Raw genomic sequence first — 19,012 nt, 5'->3', positions numbered from 1 at the left:
CCGACGGCGGTGCGATTGCTCAGTGCCTGAACTCGCCGGTGTCGCCGCGTGCGGTCCCGGGCAGCGCCGCCGCCGGGTCCGCGCCCTGCTCGACGATGCGGTTGTCCGTGTCGACGAAGACGATCCGCGGGACGAGGCCCTTCGCCTCGGAGTCGGAGACGGTGGCGTAGGCGATGACGATGACCAGGTCGCCGGGGCTGATGAGCCGCGCGGCCGCGCCGTTGACACCGATGATCCCCTCGCCCCGGGGGCCCGCGATGGCGTACGTGGTCAGGCGCGCTCCGTTGTCGATGTCGACCACCTGGACCTGTTCCCCCGGAAGCAGGTCGGCGGCCTCCAGGAGGTCTTCGCTCACCGTGAGCGAACCGACGTAATGCAGATTCGCGTGGGTCACCGTGGCCCGGTGTATCTTCGACTTCAGCATGCTGCGAAACAATTCGCCCCCCCTCGGCACGGCATGGAGCAACTGCCTTTTCCGTCACCAGTATTGTCCTGCCGGGCCCTTCAGCCGTCCAATAGCTAAATTGAATGAGACGATCGAGCCACTGCTTCCGTTTCTCTTTCCAGCACCAAGAGCGATTGATGGGAGCGGCCCACCAAACCGCCGAGGTCCCACAGCTCGGCAGTGGCAAGTCCCGCTTCTCCGGGCCTGATGTGCGAGGCCGCGCTCAGGCACAGCCAGGCACTCCGGGGCGGCCGCGTGACATGGAGGGTCAGTTCCGGCGAGATCGACAGCCAGGAGTCGATGGGCAGTTCGGCGCTCACGCCGTTCGCGGAATCCGCCGTGAGGACGAGCCGCTGCGTCGGGGAAAGGCATTCCCCGGGCACCAGGTCAAGCCTCGGCCGCGCCCATACGGCGGCCGGCCCCGGCCGGGAGAAGCAGCCTTGGGCGAAACGCCACTCGACCGAAGCCATGAAACCGCAGTCCCACTCGGGGAATTGGGCGGGATCGGTGACCGGGAGCACGGCGGGCGGGCCGTGGGGCGCGGCACCGGAGGACGGGGTGGGTCGGTGGTCCGGTAGCTCCGCCGGGGCGGGCCGCACGGCCCAGGCCGCGGCGGTCACCAGCGGCGCGCCCCGCTGGCGCAGCTCCGCACGGACCAGGCGGACGCGGCGCCCCGGCCGCTCGACCCAGGCGTGCGCCTCCAGCGGTTCGATCCGCAGCGGGCTGAGGATTTCGCAGGTCAGGCGCCCCAGGGGCAGGACGTCGTGGCCGGTGTCGACCAGGCACCGCTCCACCGCGCGCACGAGTAACGCGAGGGCGGGGCCCGCGTGTTGATGGTGCGGGTTCCACGGTCCTTGGGTGTGGCCGGTGGGGCGGAAACGGCGGGGCCCGTCCGGCACGAAGTACGTGGGCCGGTCGCCGTTGCGCGTGGTCGCGTGGCCGTTCGCGTCGCTCTCCACGTGCACCCGTCACCCCCCCGTCGCCGTCGGATCGACTCGCCGTCCCCCGGCAGCCAGCCCGGCAGGCCCCGGACGCAGTTCCGCGTCCGGGGCCGTACCCGCACCCGGCCGAAGCGTCCGCTTACCCGCGGAGCGGCCCCTTCGGCCGGGGCAGTCCAGAGCCCGGTGGCGCGGTCCGCCACGGGCCTCGATCGCGTACGACGGCCTGCCCGGGACGTCCGGACGGCGTCGGCGGGAGGGGGCGCCGACGGCCCCGGCCGAGCCGGGCCGTTCAGGCCGCGGCCGGCTCCGTCACCCGGTGTCCCGCCGCGAGCAGGGCCGCGTCGAGCACGTCCCACAGGCCGGCGAGGTTGTCGAGGAAGGCGTCGAGCCCCTCGACGATGAGGGATTCGGTGGACTCGTTGAGCACGGAGCCGACCGCGGCGATCGCGTTCTGCTCGTGCATCTGCTCGGCGCCGATCTCACCCCAGTGTTCGAGCAGGTAGTGCATCTCGGCGTCGTCCAGCGTCGCCCCGTACAGACCGCTGTCCACCAAGCAGTGCTTCTCACCGGGGATCAGCTGCCGGTTGGAGATCATCTCCAGGGCCAGCGCGGTGCCGAGGTTGCGCAGCGTGGAGTCCCGGTCGGAGGCCTGCCGCCCGTCGAAGACCGCCATCGCCCTGCGGGTCTGCATCAGCAGCCCCGTCTCCGGGTCGTAGCCGGGCAGGGCGCCGAGGATCCGGTCGGAGAACTCCTTGAGGCCTGCCTCGACCGCCTTCTGGCTCTCGAGGTCGGGGAGCACCGGGCGCCCGGCGGCCTTGTTGAGGATGTAGCCCGCCATCGTGGCCAGTTCGGGGCCGTGGTCCTCCTCGCTCTCCACGATCTCCGTGAGCAGCTTGCTCTCCTGCGAGAACTCCAGGCTCGCGAGTGCGTCCGGGAACGCGCCGCCGGGGCGGGTCACGGCGCAGAAGTTCTGGATCTGGTGGAAGAGCGCGCCGATGACGTCGGCAGACGGATTGGCGGACGCCCAGTGCTCGAAGACCGGATGAGTGAAGCAGCGGTGGTTGTGTACGCGCTCCACGAGCGTGTCGATGTTCATCGTCCTTGTTCCTCCCATGTGTTCGGCGCCTCGCCGCGTTGCCGTACTGCTCTGTATGACTGTGTGCATTCGCTTCGCGTGGCCGTGCGCATTCGCGTCACATGACCATGCGCATTCGCGTCACATGACGGTGTGCGGATGCTTCGCGTGGCCGTACGTTCAGAAATCAGGCCGTGCACGCTCTGGGGGAATCTCCGTTTCCCCATTCGCTGACGCGACCGGCCGTCGACCTCTCACGTCCTGACCGGCCGCCCTTCGGCCGCCCTATGTAGATCCAGCCGATGATCCGCTCGTGTTCCGCGATGTCCAGTGCTTTGCGGGCGAACCCGTGGTCGCACAGCGGGCCCGTGCGCCAGACGGCTCCGTAGCCCAGGGCGTGGGCCGCCAGCGAAATCCCGTAGGTGGCGCATACCGCCGAGGCGAGCTGCTCCCATTCCGGGATCTTCGGGTGTTCTTTGCGGGACCATACCGATCCGATGATGAGTGGTGCCCGCATCGGCTTTTCCCGAAGCCGCTCCACCTTCTCGGATTCGAGTTCCGGATCCTCCAGGAGGGAACTCTGCGCGAAGACGTCCCCGAGGGCCCGGCGCGCTTCTCCGCGGATCACCAGAAGTCGCCAGGGCTCCAGTCTGCCGTGGTCGGGGGCGGTCGTCGCCGCCCGGAGGATCGCGCGCAGCTCGTCTTCCGACGGGCCGGGGCCCGTTACGTCAAGAATACTGCGCCGTGTCGTCAGGCATGTGAGAGCTTCCATAACCACCCTGCGTTGAAGACGGTTCGGGAACTCTTTTACTCTGGCAGCCGGTTGATACGGCGTCCAATAGAGAGATTCAATCAGCTGCCGCGGACACCGGGGCCGCCCCGTAAAGTCCGCGCAGCATCGCATGGAGTGCGGAAATCGAGCGTTCTGGAACAGCCCCGGTGTGCCAGCACAGATAAGCCGTCGCATGCTGCGCGTGGATGAGTTCCGCGAAGCACACGTCGAGCGCGTTGGCGATCGTGCGCGTGCCCCGCGCGGCAGCTGCCGGCAGCACGGTGATTCCCCGGCCCCTGCCCACGGCGAGAAGCGCGTTCCAGGCGTCCACGGCGACGTGGTCCGCGCGTGCGCCCTCGGGCTGGCGTCCCCCGTGCGCGGGGGCGCGCCACGGCCGGCCCCACGGCCTGTCGGTGGCGCTCCCCATCACGACGAAGGGGTCGTCGGCCAGCTGCACCGGGCTGACCCGGTCCTGGCCCGCCAGCGGGTGCGACAGCGGGAGCGCGACGAGCAGACGCTCCCTCGCTATCAGCTCCCGGCTGACCGCGGCGTCCTGCTCGACAGCGGCCGGGCAGTAGGTGAGCACGGCGTCGGCCTCGCCCAGGGCCAGACAGGCCAGGTGCTGTTCGTAGGTGAAGCGGATCGGACTGATGCTCGGGCCCGTGCCCGCCGTCTCGGCGTGCCGGATCTCGAACACGAGGGCGACCTCGTCGGCGAAGGTGTACCCGAGCCGCAGGTCCTGCGCGCTCGACGCGCTGGGCTGCCGTACGGCACGGACGGTGCGGTCCAGGGACGCGAGCACCGCGCGGGACCCGGCCAGAAAGCGGTGTCCGGCCTCGGTGAGCCGCACCGAACGGCGCGTGCGGTGCAGCAGCTCGGCGCCCACCTCCTTCTCCAGGCACTTGATCTGCTGGCTGAGGGTCGGCTGAGCGACGTACTCGCGGGCCGCCGCACGCCCGAAGTGCAGTTCCTCGGCGACGGCGACGAAGTAGCGCAACCGGCTGCTCGACACATTGATGCGCGTTCGTTCAGGCATGCCGTCCCCCACCCGCCGGGTGTACGCCCGCGCCCGCCCCGCCGCGCGCTTCGAGGTCGTCGAGCACCAGGCGAGCCACCGTTCTGCCGGTCGCGCCGAAGGGTGTCGCCGTGCCGGTTCCTGACGCCCCGTACACGTAGAGGTTCTGCAGCGGTGTCCTGTGCCCGCCGAAGAGCGCCGGCGCGCGCAGCAGCGGGTCGACGGACGGGAGCGTCCCACCGCGGCCCACCGCCTCACCACGCAACAGCGCTTCGCGCTCCAGGGCTTCGGGCGAGAGGGCCCAGCTCTCCTCCACCAGCGAGGACAGCCCCTCCCAGTGCGGTTCGAGCGCCGCCAGCGCGCGTTGCGTCACACAGGGCCCGACCGTCCGCCACGACGCCGCGCCCTGCCCGCGGGTGGCGCACTGGACGCGGGCGTGGAGCACCGCGCCTTCCTCTCCCGCCGCTCCCCCACCGCCCGCCGGTCCCGCTGTGACGTCGGCGGCTGTGATGCGGCACTCGATGTAGGGGTGCAGCGGCAGCGAGCCGCGGCAGGCCTGACTGTGCGCGGAGTCCAGGTAGTCCAGGGTCGGCCCGACGCTGAACTGCGCGTCGGTGGACCGCGCGGAGACCGCTCCGGCGCGGCTCCTGAGCCGCGGCAGGCGCCGGAGACGGAAGCGGGCTTCCGCGAACGGCATGGCGAAGTCGCCGTCCATCAGGACGCTGCGGTAGCCGTCCGGCAGCACGCCGTCGTCGAGGAGGTGCAGCAGCGACCGCGGATCGAGTGTGTGGACCACTGCCGCGGCCTCGATGGTCCCCCCGTCCGAGAGCGCCACCGTGCACCGCCCGCCCTTGCCGCGCGTGATCTGCTGGGCCTGCGCGGTGCGGTGGACGGTCACGCCGCACGCCAGCGCCGCCGCCTCCACCGCCTTGTGGGCCCCGGCCCAGCCGTCCACGGCCCTCAGCCAGGGCGCCGCCTCGCCGACGGGCGCATGCAGCGCGTGGTCGAGGAGCAGACCGGCCGACCCTTGGGTGGAGGGGCCGACCCCGGCACCGGAGAGCGCCTCTCCCGCCAGGAACGCCTTGAGGCGGTCGGAGGCGAACCACGAGTCGAGGAGCGACCGCGCGCCCGTGCACAGGACCGCGGCCGCAGTGATCAACTCGCGGTCGGGCAGCCGGGCGGCCTGCCTCAGCACCGCGCGCAGTTCCGCGGCCCTGTCGGCGACCCCGGCCTCGCTGGCGCCCTGCGGGGAGCGGCGCACGAGCCACCCCAGCCTGCGCATGGCCCGGAAGTACCGGGTGTAGGCGTCGGCGTCCGCGGGCGAGAACCGGTGCAGCTCGCGGCGTACCTCGTCCGCGTTCCCGGTGACGACGACGTGGTCACCGTCCGGGTGCAGGGAGACGCGCACCGCGGGCCGCGCCCGGTAGGCAAAGCCGTGCCCCCGCAGATTCAGCTCCCGGATCGCCGGACCGTAGCGGAACAAGGAACCGGCGCCGAAGGGCGCGGGCCCACCGGAATCCGCTGCCGCCGCGGCCCGGTCCTCCTCGACGCGCTGTGTCACCAGCACCGTCTTGCAGCCACCACGGGAGAGATAGGCGGCACACACCAGAGCGTCTATTCCGTCCCCGACAATGACACAGTCGCAGAACTCACTGACCGTCATTGACTACGCCCCCGTTGCCCTGAGAAATAGACGACGTGCCCTGGAAACGAGCCACGCGTCAAAGAGATAGGCGATATGTCTCAGAAATATCCCACGCGGGGACAGGCCGAGCGCCCCGTGGCCCACCCGGCACACCACGCCCCCATGCGTGATCACCAAGACGTCATGGGTCCAAGGCTGCCTTAGGGCGATGGTCGACGCAACAATGCCGAATGCGACAGATGGCCCGGAGTTCCCCGCCGGAACAGCACATTCAGTGCTGGTACGCGGTCCGTCCAGCGATTTGCCCAGCAGGGCGCGTCCGGTCCTGGACTCTTGGACCAGCGGCTGTTTTTGGACATGTTGAGGCCTGCACCACACGCAACAGCAGCGAAAGCATCCAGCCACCACCCGTCGTGTCACCCCACGACACGATCGGTCCTGTACGCCTCTGAACAGTTACGACACACCACGCGGACGACCGCCTCGCCGCACACTTACAGCCAGTCTCCTGATAGCAAAACCCAATAGGGCAACGGCCAACGGGGGACTTCACTCACGGAAGAAGGAAATCCAGTCGTCCGACTGTGAACTCATGACGCAAGTGCGAGATCGAAACTCCGCTTGGACCGCACTGTTCCACCATCGCGCCGGCCCCATTCCCGTATCGCAGCGAATTCCCGATGGTGTCAACCACGGGCCGCTTCCCGCTCCCCCGGAGCAGACATGTACCGGTCGCCGAGCGAGCCCGAGTCAACCCCGCTTGTGGTGACGGCTGATGACCACAGTGACGGGTCCCTCGTCCGGAACGGCCTCGACCAGCCGCACGATGGCGATGCTCTTCTCGTCCGGGCTCCGGACGCAGAAGGGACGCTCGTCAGCCAGGTCGTCGAACGGGAGCGCGGTCACCGGCTCCGTCTCGATGCCCCGTACGCAGTCAGCGGGGCTCAGCACGTACCCGGCGGCGACGAAGGCATCACTGTCTTCCGGGAGGACGAACTCGCCGTCGGCCACCTCTAGATACCAGGTGGCGGTTTCGGCCGGGACGACCTTCCCCGCCGTGAGATCCAGTTCGTAGTCGGGGTCGGGGGCGGTGAGTTCGGCATCGGAGTAGTCCGGTACGTACATGGGCTCGGGCGGGGACGAAGGCGTGGGCGGCCGGGACGAGGGGACGGGGACGCGCGGTCGGCCGGAGGCATCGGAGGAGTCCCCTTCCGCGCCCTTGCGGTGGGCCAAGGTGTAGTACGTCATGCCTCCGACAGCCAGGAGCAACGCGGCCGCCAGCACGGTCACGGCCCGCCGCCGTCGACCCCGGGAAGTGCGACGCGCAGGGGGATCGGTCCGGTCGCCGCTGTCGGGGCCAGGTTGAGCGTCTGCGCGGGCCGTGGGGGTGGGTGCGGCGAGCGTCGGCTGGGCGTGGACCTGTTGCGGCAGCTCCTCATGGGCCGCGAGCTCGCGGCTGATGCCACGGGGAAGCCAGCCGTCGGTGAATTCCAGCTGTCCGCCCAGGGCGGGATGGGCGCGCACGGCGTCGATCAGCTCGCTCGGGGCGGGCCGACTCCCTGGGTGTTTGGCCAGGCAGCACCTCAGCAGGTGCAGCAGTTCCGGGGGCACCCCGGACAGGTCGGGCTCCTCGTGGACCACCCGGTACAGCGCGGCGGACTCGGGCCCGCTTCCGAAAGGAAGCAGTCCGCCGGCCACGTACGCGGTGAGCGCGCCGAGGGCGAAGACGTCGGTCGCCGGGGTCACCAGCTGCCCGGTCGCCTGCTCCGGCGCCATGTAGGCGGCGGTGCCGATGCGCAGTCCGGTACCGGTCAGACCGGTGGCGTCGGCCGCGCGGGCGATGCCGAAGTCGATGACGCGAGGGCCGTCCCCGGCGATCAGTACGTTGGCGGGCTTGAGGTCTCGGTGCACGACTCCCGCGCCGTGAATGGCCTGCAGCGCCTCCGCGACGCCCGCCACGAGCAGCAGCACAGTGCGCACCGGCAGCGGGCCGTGACGCTCGACCACCTGCTGCAGCGAGAGTCCGGGAACGTAGGCGGTGGCCAGCCACGGTGTGGGGGCGTCCACACCCGAGTCCACCACCTGCGCGGTGAACAGGCCGTGGATGCTCCGGGCGCTGGCGACTTCGGCCGCGAAGCGCCTGCGGAACTCCGGGTCGGCGGCGAATTCGTCCCGCACCACCTTGAGGGCGATGGGCCGTCCGCCCGGTGTGTGCGCCAGGTACACGACCCCCATGCCGCCGGCTCCGAGCCTGGCGTGAAGGCGGTAGCCACCGATCTCACGGGGGTCACCGGCCGACAACGGAGTGTGGGCGGACTGCACCCCGGGAGGCTGTGTGGACATGCTGCGACTCTTTCGGCGAGAGGGGTCACGGCGCCGGACGGCCGATTGCCGTACCGGTACCCCGCGGTCGTACGGCGGCCGCGGGCCGCCTCGGAGTACGATCGTGCCGCCAACTGAAGTTTCAGTCAATGTGGTCAGCTGTCGCAGGTCGCGCGCACCCGCGCCCTTCCGACCACCTCATGCGGCACACCCCCTCTCACTCTTTGACTGAATTTTCAGTCTGTGTCAGAGTCGAGGAAACGGTCCGTTCCATCCGCGCCCCACCCGTCGCGCCAGACGACCGCGCGCCGTATCACCCGCGCGCGGTGCTCGCCGCGCAGCACGACCTGCGGACGGATAACTTGACCCCACCACGATCAACGGAGCTCACCGTGTCCTTCAGCCTCCCGACCCGTCGCACAGCTCTGCGCACACTCACCGGCATCGGCGCCGTCCTCCTCGGCGCCTCGGCCTGCGGCCCCGGCGACGAAGCGGCGGGAGCCGCGACCACCGCCGGTCGCAAGGACACGGCGGCCGAGGGACTGCGCATGGGCGCCGAGTGGGAGAGCCACGCGCGCACCTTCATGTCGTGGCCCGCTCTGGAGTCGGTGTGGGCGGAGGACCTCCCCTACGTGCGCGAGGACATCGCCCGCATCGCCCGCGCCATCGCGGAGTACGAGTACGTCGTGATGATGGCCCGGCCCGACCAGCAGAAGGCCGCCCAGAAGGCGTGCGGGCGCGACGTCGAGGTCATCCCGCTGGCCGTCGACGACCTGTGGGCCCGCGACACCGTCCCGGTCTTCGTGGAACAGGACGGAGACGTCATCGGCGTCGACTTCAACTTCAACGGCTGGGGCAACAAGCAGGAACACACCAACGACGGCCAGGTGGGCCGCGCCCTGCTGGCGAAGTACGACATCCCCCGCAGGAAGGCGCCCCTGGTCGCCGAGGGCGGCTCCTTCGAGACCGACGGCGAGGGCACCTTGCTCATCACCGAGAGCTCGATCGTCAACGACAACCGCAACCGGGGAAAGAGCCGCGACCAGATCGAGGCCGAGCTCAAGCAGACCCTGGGCATCAAGAAGGTCATCTGGCTCGCGGGGGTGCGCGGGCAGGACATCACCGACGCCCACGTGGACAGCCTCGTGCGCTTCACCGAGCCGGGCGTGGTGCTCCTGGACCGGGCCCACCCCGACACCCCGGCCGACTCCTGGTCACGCGCGGCCGACCAGGCCAAGTCGGTGCTCAGTAAGGCCACGGACGCCAAGGGCCGCCCCTTCGAGGTCATCGACCTGCCGCAGCCCGACCTGTACGAGATCACCGGCGAGGGCGACGACTTCGTGTCGACGTACGCCAACTTCTACGTCGCCAACGACTCCGTCTTCATGCCCAGGTTCGGAGACCGCAAGGCGGACAAGCGCGCCCGCAGCATCCTGCAGGAGCACTTCCCCAAGCGCGACATCGTGCAGGTCCAGATCGACACCATCGCCTCCGGTGGCGGTGGCATCCACTGCTCCACGCACGACGAGCCCGGCAAGCCGCTCGACTGACCCCGACCCACCCCACGGAACGGCTGTGGTCACGATGCGCCGACTCCCCCTGTCCCGCGGCCGGCTCCTGACCGCGGGGCTGGTGCTGCTCGCCGTCGCGGCCGCCGCAGCCATCGGCGTCTGGCTCCAGGTCGGTGAGCGGCAGGACCTGGACACCCGCTACCGCGCGGGCGCTTCGGTTCCCGACCGGGTGGACATCGCGGCATCGGTCCAGCGGGTCGACGCGGCGGCCCGTGAGCTGGTCCTGCGCGTCCTGGTCACCCCGCGCGGAAGCCTGGCGGAGGCGGGCGGCATCTCCCCCGCCGAGACCCTCACGCTGCAGACCTCGCCCTCGGTCCGCGGCGATCTCACCTTCCCCGCCCACAGCCGGATCGCGAGCGTGGACGTCCCCGTCACCCTGACGGCGGGGTCGATCACGGACTACCCGCTCGACGCCTACTACGCGACGCTCGAGTTCGGTGCCGTGCAGGGCGGCGAGGCGGTGCCCGTCCGCATGACGCTCTCCAACAGCGACGCGCTGTTCGCGGCCACGGTCGACGCGTTCGAGACGGACGGCATCGCGGTGTTCGACGTCGACCTCGCGCGCTCCACCAGCGTCCTCATCTTTGCCGTGTTCATGATGGCCGCCATGTGGGCGCTCGCCCTCGCCGTACTCATCGGCGCGTGGTTCCTGCTCAGCCGCCGCAAGGGGCTGACCTGGCCCGCCCTCGGCTGGATGGCTGCCACGCTCTTCGCCCTCGCGGCCTTTCGCAACACCGCACCGGGCGCACCGCCGATCGGCTCGCTCCTCGACTACGTGGCCTTCCTCTGGGCGGAGACGCTCATCGCGTTCTGCATCATCACCGTGGCCGTCATGGGGATGCGGGCGGAGACCCACCCGTCCGGAGCGCCCCCGGAATCACCATGACAGCCCCGGGGACTGCCGCGGTCAGGCGGCGGGCTGCTGCTGGGTGACGCAGTGGATTCCGCCGCCTCCGGTGCCGAGGCTGTCGATGTTGAGCTGTTCGACGACGCGATCCGGGTGGAGGCGGGCCAGGGTCGCCTTCGCGGCCCGGTCCGCCGCCGTGTCGCCGAAGTGGGCGCAGATGACGGCGCCGTTGCACAGGTAGTAGTTGGCGTAGGAGGCGAGGAAGTTCCGGTTGGTGGAGCGGATCTTGTCGTAGTCGGGGCCCTGGAGCTTCGCCACCGTCATCGCCGTGCCGGTGGCCGTCTTGGACGTGGACAGGATCTGGTACTGCTGGCGCGCGTCCTTCGCGAACGCGTCGTTGTCCGAAGCGAGGGGCATCTGGACGAGCGCCTCGCCGGGGCGCAGGAAGCGGGACGTGGCGTCGACGTGGTCGTCGGTGATGTCCTGGCCCTTGACGCCGTCGAACCAGATGACCTTGGTGGCGCCGTACGCGTCGCACATCGCCGTCTCCAGCGCGCTCTGCGACATCCCGGGGTTGCGGTTGCTGTTCAGCAGACTGCTGCGGGTGGCCATCAGGGTCCCGGCGCCGTCCTGTTCGATGGCGCCGCCCTCGCCGACCAGATCGGCGGAGGTGAACTTCACGCCCGCGTAGGCGGCGATCCGCTCGGCGACGAGGGCGTCCCTGGCGTGCGCCTGCTTGTCGCCCCAGCCGTTGAAGTTGAGGCCCACGGCGTCCAGGCCGCCGGAGCCGTCGGTACGGAACACGGGTCCTGTGTCACGCATCCAGCAGTCGTCGACGAGGATGGAGCTGATGACGGTGACCGTGGAGCCGCACATCGAGCGGGCCTTGGCGGCGCCGGCGGAGTTGGCGCACATGACGACCGGTTCGTACTTCGCGATCGTGCGGGCGATCAGGGCGATGTCGGCCTGGACTCCGCTCAGGTCCCGACCCCAGATCGCGGTGCGGTCCGGCCAGGCCATCCACGTACGGGTGTGCCGGACCTCCTCGGCCGGGGCCCTGAAGGCGCTCGCGGCCCCGGCGGACCCGGCCGAGGCCTGGACGGTCGTCGCGACGGCGGTGCCGACGGCGGTCAGCCCGGCCGCCGCGAGGAAACCTCGCCGGTTCAGGCCCCGGCGTGCGTGGCGGCCTGTGGTGTGATCGTTCATGGTGGACCTCCTGTGTCAACTGGGTTTCGCAGTGGGTTCGTTGGCGGCCGGGGGCACGGAGACGCCCGCTCACCGCAGGGCATGCGCATCCACACCACCGCGGGGCCGTGGAGTCGCCCCGGGTCCGTCAGAGTGACCGGCGGGCGGCGGCGATCGCCTCGGGGTCCCAGCCGGGCCGGGGCACGGACTCCAGCAGGAGCCGTGTGTAGGGGTGCTGCGGTGCGCCGAGCACCTCGGCCGTGGGCCCCGCCTCGACGACGCGGCCCCGGCGCATGACGAGGACCTCGTCGGTGACGCACCGGACCACGCCGAGGTCGTGGGTGATGAACAGGTAGCCGATCCCGGTGTCCTGACGGATGTCGGCGAGCAGGTTGAGGATCTGCGCCTGGACGGAGACGTCGAGCGCGGCGACCGCCTCGTCGAGGACGAGGACGGCTGGTTCCACGGCGAGGGCCCGGGCGATGGCGACCCGCTGCCGCTGGCCGCCGGAGAGCTGCCGCGGGCGTGCCTCGGCCGCGCGGGTGCCCAGGCCGACCTGGTCCAGGAGTTCGCGGACGCGCCGGTCGTGGTCGGTGCCGGGGAAGTGCAGGCGCAGGGTCTCGCGCAGTACGTCCGCGACGCCGGTCCGGGGGTCGAGGGAGAGGTACGGGTCCTGGAAGACCATCTGGACCTCGCGGGCCCTGGCCAGGCGCCGGGCCCGGCCGCGGCCTGGCGCGCCGCGGACCCGGCCGCGTACGAGCACGTCTCCCGCGTCGGCCTGTTCCAGGCCGACGACGATCCGGGCGGTGGTGGTCTTGCCGGACCCGGATTCACCGACGATGCCCAGAGAGCCGCCTTCGGGGAGGGCGAAGGAGACGTCTTCGACGGCGTGGACGTCACCGAAGGCGCGGTGGAGACCGGTGGCTTCCAGTACGTGCTCAGGCATCGACGGGCCTTCCTTCGAGACGGCCGGTGTGATGGCAGGCGGCCTGGTGGCTCGGCAGGGCCGGTGCTTGCAGCGGCTCGGGGGCCTGCACGTCGCACACCTCCGTGGCCAGGGGGCAGCGGGCGGCGAACGGACAGCCGTTCAACTCCTGCCGCAGGTCGGGGGGCTGGCCCTCGATGGCGGCAAGCCTCCCCACCGGGGCTTCCAGACGTGGAGTGGAGGCGAGCAACGCCGTGGTGTAGGGGTGTCGCGGCTGCGCGAAGAGGGCTTGCCCGGGGCCGCTCTCCACGATCCGCCCGGCGTACATGACGTAGACGCGGTCGCTGATGGCGGCGGCGAGGCCAAGGTCGTGCGTGACGAAGAGCAGACCGGTGCCGAAGCGTTCGCGGAGTTCGGCCAGCAGGGCGATGACCTCGGCCTGGGTGGTGACGTCGAGCGCGGTGGTCGGTTCGTCGGCGAGCAGGAGGGCCGGGTCTCCCATGAGGGCGGCCGCGATCATGACGCGCTGCAGCATTCCCCCGGAGACCTGACCGGGGTACTTGTGCAGCGCGGAGGCACCCAGGCCGACGGCCTTGAGGAGTTCGACAGCCCTAGCGGTGGCGTCCGAGCGGCTCGTGCTCCCGCTCAGGGTCACGCTCTCGACGAGGAAGTCACCGATGCGACGCAGTGGGTTGAGGGCGGCGCGGGGGTCCTGGAAGATCATGGCCACCGTGCTGGTGCGCAGGGCGCGCAACTGGTCGGCGTCCATGGTGAGCACGTCCTGGCCTCCCACGCGGACGGCGCCCTCGACGGTGGCGCCGGGCGGCAGCAGGTTCAGGGCGCTGCGCGAGGTGAGGGTCTTGCCGGACCCGGACTCCCCCACGAGGGCGACGGTCTCGCCTGCGGCGACATGGAGGTCGACGCCGTCGAGGACCGGCCGGGCGGTGCCGGGCAGGGTGATCCGCAGTCCTTGGATGTCGAGTGTGCGCGTGGATGTGATGGGGTCCACCGAACTCATGGGGTCCTCCTGGCGACGCGGTCGGCCCAGCGCTCTCCCACCACGTTGAAGGCGACGACGGTCAGCACGATGAACACGCAGGGCAGGATCGCCGACAGCGGGTAGCCGTGCTGGACGGCGGTCTGGCCGTCGAAGACCATGCGGCCCCAGTCCGGGGTGAGCGCGGGGATCCCGAGGCCGAGGAAGGACAGGCCGGCGAGGTCCATGAGGGCGTATCCGAAGTTGATGGTGGACTGGGCGAGGACGACGGGGGCGATGTTGGGCAGGATGTGGCGCAGGCAGATCTGGAGCCCCGAATGGCCTTGGACCTGGTAGGCGCTGACGTAGGGGCGTTCGCGTTCGGCCAGGACGAGGGAGCGGGTGAGCCTGCTGACGTACGGCAGGTAGGCGATGGAGAGGGCGACGACGGGGGCGAGCAGCCCTTCTCCGTAGACCGAGATGATCAGGATCGCCAGGAGCATCCCGGGGAACGCGAAGACCAGCTCGGTGCCGCGTGACAGGACCGAGTCGAGCCAGCCCCCTCTCCAGCCCGCCGCCATCCCGACCGCGACTCCGGCGACCGTGGCGAAGACCACGACCCCGAGCGGCCCCAACAGCGAGGTGCGGGCGCCGAGAAGGAGCCGGGAGAGGGTGTCGCGCCCGGCGGTGTCGGCTCCGAGCCAGTGCTCCGCGGAAGGACCGGCCATCGCGTTGCCGAGGTCGATCGCGTTGGGGTCGTAGGGCGCCACCCACGACGCGAGGAGCGCGGCAGTGGTGACCAGGGCGACGAAGACGACACAGATCAGATGCAGCGGAGACCGGGCGGTGCGGATCCTGGACAGTCCGGGGCGGCGGGTCAGGACGGCGGTCATACCGAGGTACTCCTCGTTCCGAGCGCGATCCGCGGGTCGACCAGGGGCAGCAGCAGGTCGACGATCAGGTTCACGGTCATGAAGAGAGCGACGATGATCAGGGAGACGGCCTGGACGGTCGGGAAGTCCTTGGTCGTGGTGGAGAGTTCCAGGAGCTGGCCGACGCCGCCGATGCTGAAGGCGGTCTCCACGAGGATCGTGCAGATCAGGAGGGTGGAGACGATCAGCCCGCCGGTGGTGAGGACCGTCCCCAGGGAGTTGCGGAAGACGTGGCGGCGGATGACGTGTCGTTCGGGGACGCCGCGGCTGCGGGCGACGGTGACGTGCTCGCTGTCGAGGGCTTCGAGCATGGTGGAGCGGGTCACCCGGGCGAGCATGCCGATCAGATAGAGCGCGAGGGCGATCGCGGGAAGCGTCAGGTGCCAGAGTCTGTCGCCGAAGCCGTCGCCTGCGCCGCTGCTGGGGAACCACCCCAGCTCCACGGCGAACAGGCCCTGGAGCAGTACGGCGGCGACGAAGGACGGAGTCCCGACGGCGAGCGTGGTGCCGACCAGGATGGTGGCATCGGTGCCACCGCCGCGCACGGCGGCGATCCATCCCAGCGCCAGGCCGACCACCGCGACCACGACCAGTGCCATCCCGACGAGCAGCAGCGTGGTGGGGAGGCGGTCGGCCAACAACCGTGAGACGTCGGTGCGGTAGGTGATGGAGCGCCCGAAGTCTCCCTGCACGATGTCACCGAGCCAGCGCGCGTACCGGACGAGGAACGGGTCGTCCAGGTGGTACTGGGCCTTGACCGCGGCGAGGGACTCCGGCGAGGCCGAACGTCCCGAGAGCAGGAAGCTGGCCGGGTTGCCCGGCGCCAGGTACACGGCGGCGAACACCGCGAACGACGCGCCGAGCAGAGTGGCCGCCATCTCCACCAGCCGCCGTACGGCGAATCTCATGAAGTTCACTTCGCGGCCCCCACATCGGCGGCCCACGGGTAGTACATGTAAGAGATGGTCGTGGGGGCGCCGGTGATCCTGTTGTTGAGGAAGACCGAGGTGGGCCACTCGGCGACCGGTATCCACAGCACGTTCTCGGAAGCCTGCTTCTGCAGCTTCGCCTCGATCTCCATCCGCTGTTCCCGCTGGTAGACGGCGGTGGCCCGGTCGACGAGCCGGTCGTAGCCCCGGTCGCTGTATCCGGCGAAGTTCAGGTAGGCGCCCGTCCTGAAGTTCGCCAGCAGGTCCAGCGGGTCACTGATGTTGTGGTACGAGGTGTACGGGAACAGGTCGATGCCCTCACGTGCCTCGGGGTCGGTGAACAGAGCGGTGAAGGCGTTCGGAGCGATGGTCTTGAGGCGGACGTTCAGGCCGATCTGGGTACCGGCCGCCTGAACCACGGTGGCCAGGAGGGAGACGTCCTGACCGATGGGACTGGTGGCCACGGTGAGGGTCTTGCCGGTGGCACCGGCCTCCTCGATCAGCGCCTTGGCCTTCGCGATGTCCCGCTTCGCGGGCGGCAGCGCGCCAAGGGCAGTCTTCCGGGTCGGTTCCGAGGCTCCGGCCCAGACGGCCCGAGGGGTGATGGAGCTGGTGCTGGTGCCCGCGCCGCCGAGACCGGCCTTGACGAACCCGGAGCGGTCCATGGCCAGGGACAGCGCACGGCGTACCCGGACGTCGCCGAGCGGACCCCGCATGTTGGTGACGTTGACGTTGACCGTGGTCAGGCCCTCGCCGAAGCGCAGTGAGCCCACGCCGCTCCCGCGCAGCCGGCCGTAGCTCTCGGTGGGGATCAGATAGCCGCCGTCGGCCTCCCCGCTGAGCATGGCGTTGGTACGTGCGGACGGGTCGGTCAGGATCCGGAACACGGCCTTCTTGGACTTGGCCTTCCTCCCCCAGTAGCCGTCGAAGCGGTCGAGCTGGATCGACTGACCCTTGTTCCAGGCACCGAGCTCGAACGGCCCGGTGCAGGCCAGGCCACCGGTGGTGCCGTAGTCCTCGCCTGCCGCTCCGACACCGGACCTGGAAGCCACCACACCGGCGGCGGTCGCCATGTACTGCGGAAACTGGGAGTCGGGCTTCTTCAGTCTGACGGTGACCTGCAGGGGTCCGGTCTTCCGTACGGCGGCGACGTTCTGGAAGACCTGGGCCCAGGCCGCGGCGTTCTTCGGGTCCTGCTGGCGGCCGAGGCTGTAGACCACGTCGTCGGCCGTCATCTCCTTGCCGTCGTGGAACCGCACCCCCGGGCGCAGGTCGTAGACCCAGGTCTTGGGGTTCGGGTTCGACGCCTTCTTCGCCAGACCCGGCTCCATGGTGAGCCCCGGTGTCCAGCGCATCAGGCTCTCGCACACGTTGGAAAGGATCGTGTTCTGCGGGTAGTCGAACGCCGCCGTGTAGTCGAGGGTCGCCGGTTCCGCGTAGACGGCCCAGGTGAACGAGTCGACCTCGCCACGGGCTCTGGGCGTGGTGGCTGAGAGCTTGAACTCGGTGCCGGTGCCGGAGTCCTTGGGCGGGCCGGAGCAGGCCGCGAGGGCGGTGAGGCAGGTCAGGGCAGCCGTCGTCATGGCCGTCCGACCGCGCCTGCCGGGAGGGCGTCCCCTGCGGGGGAGCTGGGATGTGGTCATCGTCGCGCTCTCATTCCGGGGCGGGGCCGGCGGGCCGCTGGGGCCTGCCGGGAGCAATCCGTACTCGATTCAGGCAGTGGCGGGCGCCGCCGGGATCTGCTGCGTGATGCAGTGGACTCCGCCACCGCCGAACGCGATCGCGGGGGCCCGCACGCCGACGACCTTGCGGCCGGGGTACGCCGCGGCGATGACCGTGAGGGCCTCGTCGTCCTGAGGCACCCCGGCCAGCGGGACGACGACGCCGCCGTTGGCCACGTAGTAGTTCAGGTAGGACACCTCGACCTCGCCCTCGGGCATGTCGACGAAGGCGGTCTGCGGGATGTCGATGATCTCGAACGCCCGGCCGTGGGCGTCCGTGGTGGCCGCGAGGACCGCGCGGTTGGCGCGCATCCGGGCGTAGTCGGGGTGGTCGGGGTCGTCGGGCAGGGAGACGACGACCCGGCCGGGAGCGGCGAAGGCGCAGACGCCGTCGACGTGGCCGTCGGTCTCCGTGTCCAGCAGACCGCCGTACGGAAGCCAGACGACCTTGTCGACGCCGAGCTGGGACTTCAGCTCGCTTTCGATCTCGTCCCGGTTCAGCCCCGGGTTCCGGTTGGGGTGGAGCAGGCACTGTTCCGTGGTGATCAGCGTGCCCTCGCCGTCGACGGTGATCGCCCCACCTTCGAGGATCATGTCGGAGGCGATGCGCTCGACGCCGAGGTGCTCCAGCAGCAGGGCGCTCACGCGGTCGTCGGAGTCGTACGGGTGGTGTTTGCGGCCCCAGGCGTTGAAGCGGAAGTCCACCCCGGCGCGGTTGCCGTCGCCGTCGAGCACGAAGAGCGGGGCGGAGTCACGGAACCACGAGTCGTCCTGCGCCAGTTCCACGACGGTGACCTCGTCGCCGCACCGCGTCCGGGCCTCCTCGCCGTGGCCGGGCGGCGCGACCATGGTCACCGGCTCGAACCCGGCGATCGCGCGGGCGACGTTCGCGTACTCCTCCTTGGCGTCGTCCAGCACACCGCCCCACAGGTCCTCACGGACGGGCCAGGCCATCAGGCACCCCTCGTGCTCGGACCATTCGGCGGGCATACGGAATGCAGTCATCACGGATCTCTCTTCGTTTCGCCAGAAGTACCGGTCGGTGGAGGCTGCCTCAGCCGGGCTGAGGCGCGGGACGGGTACACGGTGTGAGCAGCATCCTGCTCCCGACTGAAAATTCAGTCAAGAGACAGGGCAGGTCTTTCACAAATCGAGCCAGCGGGGCGGCGTCAGGGGCAATGAGGCAGTGTCAGGGGCAGCGGGGCGGCGTCAGAGGAAGTACAGACGGTTCAGCGAGACCTCGTGGGCCGGCTCGGAGCGCATCGGCTCGCCGTCGAGCGTCACGAGGCCGCTGCGCGGATCGACGTCCACCTGCCCGAGGCGGGCGTTGTGGAGCATGTCGGCCGGACCGATACCGCGGGTCCCCCGGACGGCCACGCGCCTGCGCCGGGTACGCAGGGTGCCGAGTGGCGAGCCGAACGACCCGGCTTCGACGGCGGCACGGCTGACGAAAGCTACGGAGAGCTCGGCGGGCGCGGCTCCGTGGGCGCCGAACAGCGGGCCCAGGACCAACGGCTCGCAGGTGTCGGTGGCGGCGTTCGGATCGCCTGTGACCCCGTAGGCGGGGAAGCCGTTCTTGATGACCAGCTGCGGTTTGGCGCCGAAGAACTCAGGCCGCCACAGCACGATGTCGGCGAGCTTGCCGGTCTCGATCGAGCCGACCTCGTGCGCGAGGCCGTGCGCGATGGCGGGGTTGAGGGTGAGCTTGGCG

General features: G+C 70.4%; 17 protein-coding genes. 2 read left to right on the top strand and 15 right to left on the bottom strand.

Annotation, left to right across the window (positions count from 1 at the left end; all coding sequences use genetic code 11):
• Positions 1-19 precede the first annotated feature (19 nt).
• The 7 genes from panD to IG74_RS52040 form a co-directional block, all read right to left on the bottom strand.
• Entirely contained in the window at positions 20-436 is a 417-nt protein-coding gene (panD, locus tag IG74_RS0112085; RefSeq protein WP_030674240.1) for an aspartate 1-decarboxylase, read from the bottom strand.
• Between the two features lie 83 nt (positions 437-519).
• Positions 520-1,404 (bottom strand): thioesterase family protein, encoded by an 885-nt coding sequence (locus tag IG74_RS0112080; RefSeq protein WP_063761241.1) that lies wholly within the window; start codon positions 1,402-1,404, stop codon positions 520-522.
• 271 nt (positions 1,405-1,675) lie between these two features.
• Entirely contained in the window at positions 1,676-2,482 is an 807-nt protein-coding gene (locus IG74_RS0112075; protein WP_030674237.1) for a hypothetical protein, read from the bottom strand.
• 166 nt (positions 2,483-2,648) lie between these two features.
• On the bottom strand, positions 2,649-3,233 hold the full coding sequence (locus IG74_RS0112070) for a nitroreductase family protein (RefSeq protein WP_051854808.1): 585 nt from the start codon (positions 3,231-3,233) through the stop codon (positions 2,649-2,651).
• A 76-nt stretch (positions 3,234-3,309) separates the two neighbouring features.
• Positions 3,310-4,269, bottom strand: a complete 960-nt coding sequence (locus IG74_RS47880) for a LysR family transcriptional regulator (RefSeq protein WP_078868729.1) — start codon at positions 4,267-4,269, stop codon at positions 3,310-3,312.
• A complete protein-coding gene (locus tag IG74_RS0112060) occupies positions 4,262-5,815 on the bottom strand; it encodes a phytoene desaturase family protein (RefSeq protein WP_158857579.1) in 1,554 nt (517 codons plus the stop codon). The genes IG74_RS47880 and IG74_RS0112060 overlap by 8 nt, the downstream gene beginning before the upstream one ends.
• An 828-nt stretch (positions 5,816-6,643) precedes the next feature.
• The gene (locus IG74_RS52040; protein ID WP_158857577.1) at positions 6,644-8,236 is read right to left on the bottom strand and encodes a serine/threonine-protein kinase; all 1,593 of its coding nucleotides are present in this window, start codon (positions 8,234-8,236) and stop codon (positions 6,644-6,646) included.
• A gap of 371 nt (positions 8,237-8,607) precedes the next feature.
• Here IG74_RS52040 and IG74_RS0112050 point away from each other — a divergent pair, with 371 nt between their 5' ends.
• A complete protein-coding gene (locus tag IG74_RS0112050; protein WP_030674230.1) occupies positions 8,608-9,765 on the top strand; it encodes an agmatine deiminase family protein in 1,158 nt (385 codons plus the stop codon).
• A 34-nt stretch (positions 9,766-9,799) separates the two neighbouring features.
• Positions 9,800-10,672 (top strand): DUF4436 family protein, encoded by an 873-nt coding sequence (locus IG74_RS0112045; RefSeq protein ID WP_051854832.1) that lies wholly within the window; start codon positions 9,800-9,802, stop codon positions 10,670-10,672.
• 21 nt (positions 10,673-10,693) lie between these two features.
• Here IG74_RS0112045 and IG74_RS0112040 read toward each other — a convergent pair whose 3' ends face one another.
• From IG74_RS0112040 to IG74_RS0112005, 8 genes are all read right to left on the bottom strand, one after another.
• Entirely contained in the window at positions 10,694-11,839 is a 1,146-nt protein-coding gene (locus IG74_RS0112040) for an agmatine deiminase family protein (protein ID WP_030674223.1), read from the bottom strand.
• Positions 11,840-11,966: 127 nt separating this feature from the next.
• Positions 11,967-12,764: an ABC transporter ATP-binding protein gene (locus IG74_RS0112035; protein WP_030674221.1), complete on the bottom strand. Its 798-nt coding sequence runs from the start codon at positions 12,762-12,764 to the stop codon at positions 11,967-11,969.
• A complete protein-coding gene (locus IG74_RS0112030) occupies positions 12,757-13,761 on the bottom strand; it encodes an ABC transporter ATP-binding protein (RefSeq protein WP_030674218.1) in 1,005 nt (334 codons plus the stop codon). The genes IG74_RS0112035 and IG74_RS0112030 overlap by 8 nt, the downstream gene beginning before the upstream one ends.
• Positions 13,758-14,612 (bottom strand): ABC transporter permease, encoded by an 855-nt coding sequence (locus IG74_RS0112025; protein ID WP_030674216.1) that lies wholly within the window; start codon positions 14,610-14,612, stop codon positions 13,758-13,760. The genes IG74_RS0112030 and IG74_RS0112025 overlap by 4 nt, the downstream gene beginning before the upstream one ends.
• On the bottom strand, positions 14,609-15,568 hold the full coding sequence (locus IG74_RS0112020) for an ABC transporter permease (protein WP_078868728.1): 960 nt from the start codon (positions 15,566-15,568) through the stop codon (positions 14,609-14,611). Before IG74_RS0112020 ends, IG74_RS0112025 begins: the two co-directional genes overlap by 4 nt.
• Positions 15,565-17,163, bottom strand: coding sequence for an ABC transporter substrate-binding protein (locus IG74_RS0112015; RefSeq protein WP_063761236.1), 1,599 nt, complete (start codon positions 17,161-17,163; stop codon positions 15,565-15,567). Before IG74_RS0112015 ends, IG74_RS0112020 begins: the two co-directional genes overlap by 4 nt.
• Before the next feature lie 129 nt (positions 17,164-17,292).
• Positions 17,293-18,306, bottom strand: coding sequence for an agmatine deiminase family protein (locus IG74_RS0112010; RefSeq protein WP_030674210.1), 1,014 nt, complete (start codon positions 18,304-18,306; stop codon positions 17,293-17,295).
• A 204-nt stretch (positions 18,307-18,510) separates the two neighbouring features.
• On the bottom strand, positions 18,511-19,012 hold a 502-nt coding region (locus IG74_RS0112005), incomplete at its 5' end, for an amidohydrolase family protein (protein ID WP_030674209.1).

The organism is Streptomyces sp. NRRL B-1347 (assembly GCF_000720325.1).
GTDB lineage: Bacteria > Actinomycetota > Actinomycetes > Streptomycetales > Streptomycetaceae > Streptomyces.
Note: the sequence above shows the minus strand (reverse complement) of the source record. Positions and strands in the feature narration are given on the sequence as shown.